Source organism: Anabaena sp. FACHB-83, assembly GCF_014697485.1.
In the GTDB taxonomy this organism is placed as follows: Bacteria; Cyanobacteriota; Cyanobacteriia; order Cyanobacteriales; family Nostocaceae; genus Nostoc_B.
Map to the genome: position 1 here is coordinate 16,628 of NZ_JACJRY010000048.1, position 14,648 is coordinate 31,275.

The following is a 14,648-nucleotide window of genomic DNA, read 5'->3' on the forward strand; positions in this document are numbered from 1 at the left end:
GTTATTCTTTCTTTTTCCTTTTGCTTTTTTCCTTTTGCCTTGTTGTACTAGCCCCTAGCCCCTCTTTTCATCCAGCTTAACGAAAATCTAAACTCTTGAGAGCCTAACTAGGCTAAGAATGGTTTTTACTAACATATAGTGATTGTGCTGATCAACTATGTCTCAACCAACTATAGAGTCAATCCTACAAGAGAAGCGTTTATTCCATCCGGCGGCGGGATTCTCGCAAAACGCCCATATTAAAAGCTTAGAAGATTATCAACAACTTTACGATAAAGCCAAGGCTGACCCGGAAAAATTTTGGGCAGATTTAGCGGAAACAGAGTTGCATTGGTTTGAAAAGTGGCACACAGTTTTAGATTGGCAACCACCGTTTGCTAAGTGGTTTGTCGGCGGTAAGATTAATATTTCTTACAACTGTTTAGATAGACATCTCACCACCTGGCGCAAGAATAAAGCGGCGTTGATTTGGGAAGGTGAACCAGGGGATTCCCGAACTTTAACTTACGCCCAACTACATCGAGAAGTGTGCCAATTTGCCAATGTATTAAAGCAGTTGGGTGTGCAGAAAGGCGATCGCGTTGGTATTTATATGCCGATGATACCGGAAGCGGCGATCGCTATGTTAGCTTGTGCGAGAATTGGCGCACCCCACAGTGTGGTATTTGGTGGTTTTAGTGCCGAAGCTTTACGCGATCGCTTGATTGATGCCCAAGCTAAATTAGTGATTACGGCTGATGGTGGTTGGCGCAAAGATGCGATCGTTCCCCTGAAAGAACAAGTCGATAAAGCTTTGGCAGATGGCGCTGTTCCTTCTGTAGAAAATGTCTTGGTAGTCAAGCGCACCGGACAAGATATTTATATGCAGTTGGGCGGACGTGACCATTGGTGGCACGATTTACAAAAAGGTGTCTCGGCTGATTGTCCGGCGGAACCAATGGACAGCGAAGATATGCTGTTTATTCTCTACACTTCTGGCAGTACAGGCAAACCCAAGGGCGTTGTGCATACCACTGCTGGTTATAACTTGTACACCCATATCACCACCAAGTGGATATTTGATTTACAAGACACAGATGTTTATTGGTGTACTGCCGATGTGGGTTGGATTACCGGACATAGTTACATTGTCTATGGGCCATTATCCAACGGTGCAACCACACTGATGTATGAAGGTGCGCCCCGTGCTTCTAATCCTGGCTGCTTCTGGGATGTGATTGAAAAATACGGCGTGAATATTTTCTACACTGCACCAACGGCGATTCGGGCGTTTATTAAGATGGGCGAACACCATCCCAAAACCCGCAACTTGTCTTCACTGCGTTTGCTGGGAACCGTCGGCGAACCAATTAACCCAGAAGCTTGGATGTGGTATCACCGCGTAATTGGTGGCGATCGCTGCCCAATTGTCGATACTTGGTGGCAAACTGAAACAGGTGGAATTATGATTACACCCCTACCAGGGGCAATTCCGACCAAACCCGGTTCCGCAACCCGTCCCTTCCCCGGAATTTTGGCAGACATCGTTGATTTAGATGGTAATTCTTTAGGCGATAACGAAGGCGGCTATTTAGCAGTGCGCCATCCTTGGCCGGGGATGATGCGGACTGTTTACGGCGATCCTGACCGCTTCCGCCGCACCTATTGGGAACATATTCCGCCCCAGGATGGCAAGTATACATACTTTGCTGGCGATGGTGCGAGACGCGATGAAGATGGTTATTTCTGGGTGATGGGACGGGTAGACGATGTGTTGAATGTTTCAGGACATCGCCTCGGCACTATGGAAATTGAATCAGCCTTAGTTTCTCACCCAGCCGTTGCTGAGGCGGCGGTAGTAGGTAAACCAGATGAACTCAAAGGTGAGGATGTTGTAGCTTTCGTTACCTTAGAAGGTACACATCAACCAAGCGAGGAACTGAGTAAAGAACTGAAAAAACACGTCGTGCAGGAGATTGGTGCGATCGCCCGTCCCGGAGAAATCCGCTTTACCGATGCTTTACCCAAAACGCGATCAGGCAAGATTATGCGGCGATTGTTGCGTAACCTCGCCGCCGGACAAGAAGTTTCTGGTGACACCTCAACTCTCGAAGACCGTAGCGTGTTAGATAAATTACGTGAAGGTGCTTAAAAAGTGCTGAGTACTGAGTAAAAAGTAGTAGCGTGTCTAGAAATGTTGCATTAAAAAACCGATTTCATCCGCGTACCCTCCGGGAAGCCGCTATCGCGTCTATATCCGCGTCCATCTGCGGTTAATTTTTCCAATCTAATGCACTATAGCGGTTCTGACTTGCTTGTAATACAGTCGGAACCCCACCCCGCATTTGCTGACGCAAACGCTCCCCTCCCCGCTTGCGGGGAGGGGTTGGGGGTGGGGTTGAAATGTACCTCATCCAACCGAGAACCGCTATATTTTAGTTTAGACACGCCATTACTCATCTGTGCTTGTCTTAAGTAATCACACAGAATTAATTACACACATTCTCTTCCTGTTGCTTGTTCCCTAATTTAATCTTGTGCAACTACTTATGTATAGAGTTCTTCCTAAACAAACTGCATCTATGTACACCCGCGATGGTGTCAGACTGGATGCAGATATTTATCGCCCTGATGCCGCAGAGAATTTTCCGGTATTATTAATGCGACAACCTTATGGTAGAGCGATCGCATCAACTGTAGTCTATGCCCATCCCAGTTGGTATGCTGCCCAAGGTTATATTGTCGTGATTCAAGATGTTCGCGGGCGCGGTACTTCGGCTGGAGAATTTAAGTTATTTGCCCATGAAATTGCTGATGGTGAAGATAGCATTTATTGGGCAGCCCATTTACCTGGAAGTAATGGCAAAGTCGGAATGTATGGTTTTTCTTATCAAGGAATGACCCAACTCTACGCCGCAGCTGCTAAACCCAGTGCTTTAAAAACAATTTGTCCGGCGATGATTGCTTATGATTTATATACAGATTGGGCTTATGAAAGTGGCGCATTCTGTTTACAAACTAATCTCGCTTGGGCAATTCAATTAGCTACAGAAACCGCGCGTCTACGCTATGATCACACAACTTATCAGGCTTTATTTACTGCGGCACGCAATTTACCGCTAAATAATCCCGAAGTTCTCCAACAACTTGCCCCGGAGTCGTTTTATCATGAATGGATAGCCCATCCCCAAGCCGATGATTATTGGGAAGAACTTTCACCCAAACGCCACTTCCAAGCTGTGGACTTGCCAATATTTCATATCGGCGGATGGTTTGATACTTATCTGCGTGGAACTCTGGGTTTTTACCAAGATATGGCAACCCGCAGCACCCAACCCCAACATTTATTAGTCGGCCCTTGGGCGCATTTGCCTTGGGGAAGAAAAGTCGGCGAAGTTGACTTTGGTGCGAAAGCCGCCAGCCCTGTAGATAGAATGCAAATTCGCTGGTTTGATCAATTTTTAAAAGATATAGATACAGGCTTATTGCGGGAGTCTTCTATTTGCCTGTTTGAAATGGGAAGTAATATTTGGCGGACTTTCCCTAGCCTAAATACAGATAACCAAAAATCTTATTTTCTGTCAACCACCGGACTCGCCAGCATCCGCGAAGACTCAGGAATACTCAGCACTCACACTTCGACTGCGCTCAGTGTACAGTATCCAGAACTCAGTACTCACGACGTTTTAGTCCACGACCCTTGGCGACCTGTACCTTCTTTAGGTGGTCATGCCGGCTTACCAGCAGGTGTATTTGAGCGATCGCATCTTGATTGTCGTTCTGATGTGTTAACCTATACCACTCAACCACTCACCGAAGACCTGCATATCCTGGGGAATGTAGTGGTAGAAATTGATTGTAATGCCGACCAGCCTAGTTATGACGTATGCGCTGTGTTATCGCAAGTCCAGCCTGATGGCAAAGTATATAATTTGACTCAAGGGTATATACATTGTCCAAAACATACTCCTGTCCCGATTAAAATTAAACTGCAAACAACTTGTGTACAAATTGCCAAAGGTAATGCTTTGCGTTTGAGTTTGAGTGCAGCTTGTTTTCCTGCTTATGCCATGAACTCTGGTAATGGTGCAGTACTGAACAGTAATGATTTACGCAATGCTCAGGTTATCACATTGACAGTACACTGTGGTGGCGATCGCAATTCTCAAATTTTCTTACCACTGGTTTAAATGAAATGTACATCAAAACTAAAAGTTTTCAAATTACTCCAAAAGAATTAGGCGCACTGTTAACTGTTGACTATTACAGACGGATGAAATTTTTTTTTATTCTCTTCGCAATTTTGCTAGTTATCAATATTGTTGTTTCCGTCTTACAAAATCGCTTTGATTGGTGGTTAATATATTTTGTCGGCTTAGGAGCGTATTTTGTCTCCTTGCCTTTGTTTTTTCAACCACGAAAGCGCAATTCTACGTTAAATTTTCAAAATCGCTACTGTGAAATTGATGAAAACTTTTTTGCAATGTTTTATGAAGATGGCAGTATTGTTAAACTTAATTACTCACACTTTATGCAAGTCATCACAAAAGCAGACTATTATTTTTTATACATGACTAAAGCTCAATTTCATTATTTACCAGTTGCTGCTTTTGAAAGTGAAAAAGATATCCATCGATTTGATTTATTTTTACAGAGCAAGCAATTAATTAAAATCTGGTAATTGCTGAAATTTTATCATTTAACTATAGGACTCATATTTGATTTGGAAAAAAATCAGTACACCCAGATCAGGTTTCTTTCCTACTCCCGACTCCCCATTCCCTATTCCCTACCTACACAAATAAATTCAGAAATAAAACCGGATTCCTATATATTTGATTTCTGGCTCGCTAAATCCATAATGATTTCAAACCGAAAGTTTTGCGCTAATTCGATTAAATACTTTTGATATCTGGGATTTTTAAGGGTAATTTCTGACATTAACTTTAAAATTAAATCATCACTACACTGAGCCGCAGCATGATGTAGTTTTTTCAGCCATTCATCAGGCATTTGGTCTAACCAATCTAATACTTCTTGGTGTATGGTATTATGGCTAATATTTGATTGTATTTCATTAATCTTAGGCTGAGTTCCTTCCTGATAGATATATTGAACATTTAAATATTGTTGAATTTTTTCCAATATTTCTGCTTCACGAAACGGCTTATTAATCAAATCATCACAACCTGCTGATAGGATAGCTGCTCTTTGCTCTTCAAAAGCATGGGCAGTTAAAGCAATAATAATCGCATTGACTGACGAAGACACTGCGGTTTCATTTGCAGTTTTAATTAACTTTGTTGCTACATAGCCATCCATCACAGGCATACGCATATCCATAAAAATTAGATGTGGTTGCCATTCTTGCCATAAGTTAATCGCCTCCTGGCCATTTGTTGCTTCACGCACTACAAAACCTCTGAGTTGTAGTAATTTAACTAATACTAAACGGTTTTCTAAAACATCATCTACAACTAAAACTCGGTACTCAGGTTGTCCTGGTGCTAAACAAAGAACTCGACACTGATTTTGACTGATTGTAAGTTGACTAGTTGCGGCGAAATCAATATCAATCTGAAAAGTAAAAGTAGTGCCAATACCTTCTTGACTAGTAACAGTGATATCTCCTCCCATCAGCTGCACATATTTACGACTGATGGCTAAACCGAGTCCCGTTCCTTGTTGAGATTTTCGTCCAATTTCAGTTTGTTCAAAGGCTTTAAATAACAAATCAATTTCTTGAGGAGAAATACCAACGCCTGTATCTTGTATCTCGAAGAGAAGCGAGTGAGAAAAAATATTTTCTGTATGTTGTTGAGATTTTTGGGCTAATTTGACACGCAAAATCACACTACCTTTAGCGGTAAATTTTATCGCATTGCCTAAAAGATTAAGTAAAACTTGCCGTAGTTTATTATCATCTGTTTGCACATACTGAGGTAGCTGTGGTGCGTATTCAAACTGTAGTTGTAAACCTTTTGATTCGGCACGCAACCGCAACATTTCTTCTAGGTTATTTAATAAGGCAATTAAATCAAAATGACTGATGTTTAATGTGGTTCTGCCGGCTTCAATTTTAGACATTTCTAAGATGTCGTTAATTAAGTTGAGCAAATGTTCGCCAGCACGATTAATAATTGCTAGGTGTTGTTGGTGTTCTGTTGACAGTTGATTGTCATAACTCATAACTTGGGTAAAGCCAAGAATTGCGTTGAGTGGTGTGCGTAATTCGTGGCTCATGTTGGCGAGAAATTCGCTTTTGGCTTTATTAGCAGCATCAGCAGTAATTACTGCTGCTTGTAATGCTTGTGATTGTCTTTGGGTTTGTGCTAGTAGTTCGGCTTGTTGCAAAGCAATGCCCAAATGATTGCCAATTTGCACAACAATATTAATTTCACCTGTTTTCCATTCTCGCGGATTAGAGTTTTGATAACTGGCGAGTAAACCCCACAATTTGCTTCCACAAAAAATTGGGACAAGAATATAAGCTTTGGCTTGAAAACGTTCTAATAAGTCTAAATAACAAGAGTCAAAATCGGCTTTGTAAATATCTGCCACACACCGAAAATTTATCTCTTGCTCATAAACACCGCCTTGATTGGCTTGCAGATAAGTATCTTGAATGGGATAAGTGGCACTTTGTAAAATCGTTTCTAGACAGCGACCATCTTCTAAAACATCGTTGGCAATGATGGGATCATGGATTTGTTCTAACATTAAAGAAACCCAACCTTCGCTCATTGATTCTGAGACAAATTCACCACTCCAGTCAGAATTAAAACGATAGACAACCACGCGATCGCAATTTAATGCTTGGCGTAATTCTTCAGTTGTCGCGGCAAAAATTGTCTGTAAATCTAAAGTTTGGCGCATTCTTTGAATGACTTGGGCAATTGCTTTTTCTCGTTCAGCACTCTCTCGTAAAGCGGCTTCTGCTAGTTTACTCTCGGTAATATCTGTAATTGTCCCTATATGTCCGGTAATTTCTCCATGTTCATCGAGTTCTGGTATGGCTTGGCAAATCACCCAAACACTTTTTCCATCAGGACGCAGACAACGATGTTCGCATGTATATAAAGATTTAGCGGCGGCGGCTTCATTCCAGGTAGCAAAAACCCGATCGCGATCATCAGGATGCAAGGACTTTGCCCAGCCAGTACCCATTGCTTCTGCTTGTGGTAAACCAGTAATTTCCGACCAACGCTGATTAAGATAGATGCAATGACCAAATTTATCTGTATGGTAGATGCCAACTGGTGAAGCATCCGCTAAGGTTTGATAGCGCAGCCGACTTTCTTGCAAAGCCAATTCTGCACGTTTGCGATCGCTAATGTCTACTACCACTGTCCCCACTCCCGAAATCCGATTGTCTTCATCGGGAATCGGAAAATAAGAAGTTAAAAAATAACTCAATATTTCTGGTTGCTTGGGTGTGGTTGTACAAATTTCTATATTGAGAATTTTTTCGCCAGTCGATAATATATGTTCGTAAAATGGCACTAATAAAGGTGCAATTTGGGGTATAACTTCGTATACAGTTTTACCAATATGTGATTCTGGGGATAATCCGTGAATATCAGCTAAAACTTGATTTACCTGTACATATCGCAATTGATTATCGAGTATTTTCATCCCCACAGGCGCACTACTAAAAAAGGCATTAAGACGCGCTTCTCGTAGTGCCAATTCTCGCTCTAAAGTTTTGCGTTCTGTAATATCTTTATGAGTACCGATCATCCGCAACGGCTGACCCCAATCATCACATTCAACAATTTTCCCGCGAGAATGAATCCATTTCCATTCATTATTACCACCGAGCATCCGATACTCAACTTCATAAACAGCACTCACCCCTTGCAGATGGGCTTTTAAAGCAGAACTGACTGCTGGTAAATCTTCTGGATGGATATATTTCTCCAGTGCTTGAGAAGTATTTGTTAGATAATGGCCTTCGTATCCCATAATGTGTTTCCATTGCCAGCCACAGTAAGCTTGATCTGTGATCAAATTCCAATCCCACAAACCCAAGTCGCTGGCTTCTAAGGCAAGTTGTAAACGTTCTTCACTTTGTCTGTGGGCCGCTTCGATCATTTTGCGCTGAATTAAACTGCCTAACTGAGTCGCCACAGCCCCAACTAACATCAGTAACCGCTTATCAATAGATACAGCAGTGCGTTTAAAGAAGACTAAAATTGCTAATACTTCACCATCAGCTAAAATTGGCACACCAAAGGCTGCTTTTAATCCTACTTGGGCTGCTTGTGGCGATCGCAAAAACTTTGGTTGCGTAGCCGCAGAAACATCTTCAATCCATTCTGGTTGTTTATTTTGCCAAATCCGCCCAGGTAGCCCCTCACCCACAACAAACTTGACTGTTTGGCTATTGAGAGAAAATTGTCCTAAGCTGGTTTCTTCGCCATACCAAACTAAACTATGTTCTAAACATTTCCCATCTTTACTCGGTAGCCATACTTCCCCAAAATCCCAGTGAATAGAATGGCAAATTAAACGCAACACCACTTTTAAAGCACTATTAACATCCACCGCGCGGGTAATAGCTTGGGATGTTAATAGTAGTAGCCGACTTTCATTTTCTGCCTGCTTCCGGTCTGTAATATCTTTCGCTGTAGCTAACACATATTTTTGACCATCAATTTCAATCATTTCCGCACTGAACAACATAGTTTTGATTTCTCTATTGGCGGTACGGAAATCAACTTCATAATTGCGTAAAGATTTAGTTTGTTGCAAAATTTGTGTCAGAAACACACTTTCTTGCGAATTAGCCCAAATCTGCAATTCTTGATCAGTGTGACCAATCACTTGGGTACGAGAATAACCAAATAGCCGACAAAAACTATCATTAACTTCGATGTAGCGAGTTTCTGGCAGTTTACACAAAATAATTGGGTCAGGAGAAGCTTTAAAGGCTGATGCTAACTTGGCTTCCGAAGCTTGACGTGCGGTTTCGGCGCGTTGACGTTCCCGCGCTTCCAATATTAAAGATGCGATATTTGCCAGGGAACGGGCAACGTTTTGGTCTTCTAATGTCCAATTTCGCAATTCTCCCACCGCTTCTAAACACAAAACTCCCACCGTTTTTCCGGCTGATCGAATCGGTATATCTAAAATCGAAATAACGTTGATTTCGGAATAAGGTTGAGCAAATTCTTGGGTTCGCGGATCAATGTGAACATTCTCCACCGCAATGATTTCTTCTTGCTGCAAAGCTTGAAAATAAATCGGATAATCTACTACAGCTAAGGTACGCCCTTCACTATGACGCTGATGACTTTGCTCAAATAAATCTAGGCAAGAAATCGCAGTTGCAGTTTGATTATATAACCAGATACTAGCTCGTTCCGTTTCCAAGCTTTTCGTAGCTGCTTCTGTAATTGCGCCAAATGCTTGTTTGATCTCACCTTGATATAATATCTGATTTTTAGCTAATTCCGTTAATACTAAGTTATGGTTACGGAGTTTAAGATTTAGCAATTTTAAAGCTTGTGCCTGAGATGTATCCTTTGTTGGTATTGATGCCAACTTTAGTTGCTGAGACTGGATGTGACGATGAATGCAATTCTGCACACGAATTAAAATTTCGGGAGCGCACAGTGGCTTGGTAATATAGTCAACAGCCCCTAATTGAAAAAATTTCTCTCTATCTTGTAAGGTTTCTATAGAACTGAGCAAAATAACCGGAATATGTCGAGTTTGTGGCTGAGTTTTGAGATACTGACAGACTGCATAACCATCCATTTCCGGCATGAGAATGTCTAGTAAAATTAAGTCAGGCAATATTTTGAGTACTGCGTCAATTGCCAGTTTACCTGAAGTTATTTTTTGTACCTGATAATTTTCGCCTTCAAGAATTTGAGTTAAAAAATTTAAATCAGTGGGCTGATCATCAACCAATAGAATTTTCATCGATTGATCATACATAAATGTCTCTTGATTTTATAATTTATTAAAAATTTCTGGGGATCAAAGGGAAAATATTTTCATAAAATTAGAATATTATTAATAAATATAACGCAGAGATATAGGAATACGGTTTGATTCCTGAATCTAGTTGTGTAGACAGGGAGTAGGGAATGGGGAGTAGGGAGTAGGAAAGAAGCCTGAACTGGGTGTACTGATTTTTTTCAGAAATCAAATATGAGTCCTATAGTAATTTGGTTTGATTGCCGAATTTACTTGTGTTCCACAGAAAACGTGAATTACGAGTTAGGCGAGATATCTTCACAAGTTCCTCATTTTTTTCGGGTTCAATGTTGATGGAATTATGGAGAATGGCAGTTTAGTCAAATCAAATGCAGTATGTCGAGTGACTGGTAGCGATAATTGCTTTGATGTAGGTTTTGACGGCGATCGCACCGCATAATTCCAAATCAACACATCAAGAGTATTGGGTAATTTCAGCACAGGAGGAAACAGATGGAAACGCAACCAACTTACCCATCACCAACACTTCTAGAAATTCCCCCTGGCTATCTCAACATTATGGGTTATGTTGATGAGTCAGAAGTTAATGGCCCTGGTTGTCGCGCTGTGATTTGGGTGCAAGGTTGTCCCCGCGCCTGTTCTGGGTGCTTTAATCCTGAGTCTTGGCCTTTTGAGATTAACCAACTGATTGCTGTTGATACCCTCGCCGAGCAAATTCTCAGTAAACCCCAAAACACAGGTGTCACCTTCTCTGGTGGCGAACCGTTTTGGCAAGCACCTGCTTTAGCCGCTTTAGCACGTAAACTAAAAGCTGCGGGCTTAAATGTGATGTCTTTTACAGGTTTTACCCTCAAACAACTCCAGTCCGACTCCGCACCTCCAGGTTCACAAGAACTATTAGCACAATTAGATATTTTAATTGATGGGCCATTTGTCGAATCTCTGGCGATTAATTCCCCCAACTCCCCAGTTTCTTCTAGTAACCAGCGAGTAAATGTCTTTAACCCTGCTTTAGCCGACCAAATTACTTGGGCTAGTGACCAAATTGAAATTCACATTCTCAAAGATGGTAGCCGCATTGTCACCGGTTATCGCGGACGACTGGAATTAACTTAAAGTAATCCCAATTCAAAAAATGTTTGCCACAGATAAAGCATTGAAGAGGAAATCGTAACCAGTTAAATAACCAGCAATAAGTAGTTAAACATAATTAATTACACAAAGTCATTGCGAATGGAGCGAAGCGAAATGAAGCAATCGCAAGGGCTGGGATTGCTTCGCTTCGCTCGCAATGACTGTAATTAATTTTGCGTGGTTACTTATAGGACTCATATTTGATTTGGGAAAAAATCAGTACACCCAGTTCAGGCTTCTTTCCTACTCCCTACTCCCCATTCCCTACTCCCTGTCTGCACAACTAGATATAGGAATCAAACCGTATTCCTATATCTCAGGTTTTTCTCAATCTTTACTTTTGAAAACAACACTGACCATATTTATTCTGCACAGTTGGTGCAGCACTTTTTACTTGATATTCAGGACAATATACTCTCAAAATATGTCTCGATAGGCTTTGGTACGTCTTGATTCTCAAACTTACTAATGTCTTGAAGAAATTTAAATATAGATGGATTTAACAGAACTACAATTGTATCTCCCTCTTGCCCATCTTCACTTAGTACATAAAATCTTTCATCACTATCTGCTTGAGACAGAATAAGATTAAATAAATTTGTACCTCATTAAACTAGGAAATTGTCTAGGAGATTTCGTGCATTTTGGGAACTGATATTGAGTGCGATCGCCTCTCAAAATTCAGCACTTTGAAGTTCTAAAAACTCACAATCATATAAATTTACCAATTGAAATCATAGTAATAATAACATCCTAGTTTTCAGTAGATTTCCAGAGATTTCAGTAATTATACGTAGGACGATCAGCCAATAAGTGGATATCTTGATGAAGTGGAAATGAGTATCGTTAATTTTCACTAGAAATTCCCCCATTGTAACCAATTGTTGAAGTATCGGACTGCAAAACATCTTCAGGACTTACAGACAAAGTTTGTCTGTTAAGAATGGGTGTAAGGGCTTGAGGTTATATAAGGGTTTTTAATACATACACCCCTATACCCCTTCACCCTTCATCAAACCCTTATCTTTCTTTTTTTTTGCGTAGCTTCAACAGATCATTTCAATCAACAACACAGGGCAATAATTATGCAAGCTGCTGAAAAACTGAGCAAAATTGTCGGCAATTCCGACGCATGGATTTTGAGTAGTGCAGAGTTTCAAGAATTAGCAACAGAACTACTCAAACAAGGTTTAGTAGCTCATTATCCATTTAACGGCAATGCAGATGATAGCAGTGGACACGGACTTCATGGAACTGTCTACGGTGCAACACTTACCAAGGATAGATTTGGGAATCCTAACAGTGCTTATCAATTTGATGGCATTGATGACTATATCGAAATCGCCCACAATGACCTGCTAAACCTTACTGATAACTTTACTATTTCCCTCTGGATTAACCAACCAGAAGATAATTCATTAAGAGGTTACAGACTAATTGACAAAACTACAGCAGGTGTCAACGATGGCTATAATTTTGATACCTACGATGGCAGTACTGGCAGAAGATTGCGTTTAACTGGCGGAAAACAAAACGTATCTGCTCACACTACTTATTCTCTCAACGAGTGGCATCACGTAGCTGTAGTTTTCTCTAAAGGTGTATCAACTTTTTATTTAGATGGTAATCTTGATGGTTCAGGACAACATCATAGTGAGGCAGTTAATACTAATTCTTTAACTTTAAAAATTGGTGCAGCCCATAACTCTCATACCGAATTTTTCAAAGGTGTGATAGATGATGTGCGGATTTATAATCGAGCATTATCTGAAAAAGATATTCAAGAACTTTATGAATTTCCAACTGCACTTAGACAGTGTGTTTTAGAATTTAATGGTCAAAATAATTATGTATCTTTACCTGCTGTAAATATTGATTATTCTCAGGGCTTTAGTGTAGAAGCATGGGTACGCTACAACAGCTTTAAATATTGGTCAAGAATTATCGATTTTGGCAATGGCGTAAGTAGCAATAATATTGTTTTTGCCAATCCAGAAACCACTAATCAACTAGCTTTAGATGTCAAAACTAGCGCCGGAGAAAGACGAATTACTAGCGCCGCAGTTCTAGAAACTGGCAAGTGGACGCACTTAGCTGCAACAATTGATCAGTCAGGATTTGCGAAACTTTACAAAAATGGTGAGTTAATTCAAAGTGGACAGCTACAACTCCCAGCAAATATTAACCGGACACAAAACTACATCGGTAGAAGTAACTGGCCGCAGGATGGTTACTTTGATGGTCAAATTTCAGAAGTGCGGGTTTGGAATATTGCTCGCAGCCAAGCAGAAATTCAACAGCATCTGCACAGCAGACTTGCAGGAAATGAGGACGGGTTAGTTGGCTACTGGCAGTTAAATGAATGTTCCGGTACTGTAGTAGCTGATAAGACTAGCCGTGCAAACAACGGTACAGTTAATGGTGCGATTTGGCAACAGCAAGAACTACTCATCAAACCAGCACCCGCAACTAACCTTGAACCTGAAAAAGCAGTAGAACCAGCAGTTGCACCACAGCCAGAGTCAGCCACAACTAACATTGAACCTGAAAAAAATTCTACAGATGCAGCAGTAAATCTACCAAACAATAGCAAAATCAAGCTGCAATCTTGGAAAGGTGATTACTTACACCGTCCAGACTCAGAACAGGGTGTCACCACTTGGGGAACTGGTATCGGTAATGAATGGCTGGTGGAGTCGGTCAGCGATCGCACCATCAGACTAAAATCTTGGAAAGGTGATTACTTACATCGTCCAGACTCAGAACAGGGTGTCACAACTTGGGGTACAGGTGTCGGTAATGAGTGGCTGGTGGAATCAGTCAGCGATCGCACTATCAGACTAAAATCTTGGAAAGGTGATTACTTACATCGTCCAGACTCTCAACAAGGTGTCACAACTTGGGGTACAGGTATCGGTAATGAGTGGAACCTGGAAGTTATTCCGGCTGAAGATAGCAAACCGACTGCGGAACAAGTCACTCCTATTGCACCAGTAACGCCAGAACCACAACCAGAAACCAATAATCTTCCAGTTGCGGAACCAGTCACACCACCACCACCGCCAGAAGCCAATAATCTTCCAGTTGCGGAACCAGTCACACCACCACCACCGCCAGAAGTCAATAATCTTCCTGTGGCGGAACAAGTTATACCTGTAGAACCAGTTACACCACCACCACCGCCAGAAACCAATAATCTTCCTGTAGCGGAACCAGTCATACCACCACCACCGCCAGAAACTAATAATCTTCCTGTAGCGGAACAAGTCATACCTGTTCAACCAATCACACCACCATCACCGCCAGAAACCAATAATCTTCCTGTAGCGGAACAAATCAAACCTGTTCAACCAGTGACACCACCATCACCGCCAGAAACTAATAATCTTCCAGTTGCAGAACAAGTTAAACCTGTTATTCCAATCACACCACCACCAAGACCAGACGCAAATAATACCAGAGCTAACAACAATCAGCGTCAAACCCAAACTAAGACTAGATATGATAAAACCGACCTAATTGTTTATTTGTTTTTGATTGTGCTGATTTTACTGATAGCTTGGCAGCTATTTAAGCCGAATTAAGCA

At 41.3% G+C, this 14,648-nt stretch carries 6 protein-coding genes; 5 read left to right on the top strand and 1 reads right to left on the bottom strand.

Annotated elements, in window-relative coordinates; translation table 11 throughout:
* Nucleotides 1–157 precede the first annotated feature (157 nt).
* The 3 genes from acs (at nt 158) to H6G79_RS30485 (ending at nt 4,660) form a co-directional block, all read left to right on the top strand.
* Entirely contained in the window at nt 158–2,131 is a 1,974-nt protein-coding gene (gene acs, locus H6G79_RS30475; RefSeq protein WP_190594055.1) for an acetate--CoA ligase, read from the top strand.
* Nucleotides 2,132–2,528: 397 nt separating this feature from the next.
* A complete protein-coding gene (locus H6G79_RS30480; RefSeq protein ID WP_190594056.1) occupies nt 2,529–4,169 on the top strand; it encodes a CocE/NonD family hydrolase in 1,641 nt (546 codons plus the stop codon).
* A 5-nt stretch (nt 4,170–4,174) separates the two neighbouring features.
* On the top strand, nt 4,175–4,660 hold the full coding sequence (locus H6G79_RS30485; RefSeq protein ID WP_190594057.1) for a YcxB family protein: 486 nt from the start codon (nt 4,175–4,177) through the stop codon (nt 4,658–4,660).
* 146 nt (nt 4,661–4,806) lie between these two features.
* On the opposite strand, the gene H6G79_RS30490 is transcribed toward H6G79_RS30485, so the two are convergent.
* The gene (locus H6G79_RS30490) at nt 4,807–9,924 is read right to left on the bottom strand and encodes a PAS domain S-box protein (protein WP_190594058.1); all 5,118 of its coding nucleotides are present in this window, start codon (nt 9,922–9,924) and stop codon (nt 4,807–4,809) included.
* 495 nt (nt 9,925–10,419) lie between these two features.
* On the opposite strand from H6G79_RS30490, the gene H6G79_RS30495 reads away from it, so the two are divergent.
* Together H6G79_RS30495 and H6G79_RS30500 are read left to right on the top strand one after the other, a co-directional pair.
* A complete protein-coding gene (locus tag H6G79_RS30495; protein ID WP_190594059.1) occupies nt 10,420–11,043 on the top strand; it encodes a 4Fe-4S single cluster domain-containing protein in 624 nt (207 codons plus the stop codon).
* A gap of 1,103 nt (nt 11,044–12,146) precedes the next feature.
* Nucleotides 12,147–14,645 (top strand): LamG domain-containing protein, encoded by a 2,499-nt coding sequence (locus tag H6G79_RS30500; protein WP_190594060.1) that lies wholly within the window; start codon nt 12,147–12,149, stop codon nt 14,643–14,645.
* Nucleotides 14,646–14,648: the final 3 nt, after the last annotated feature.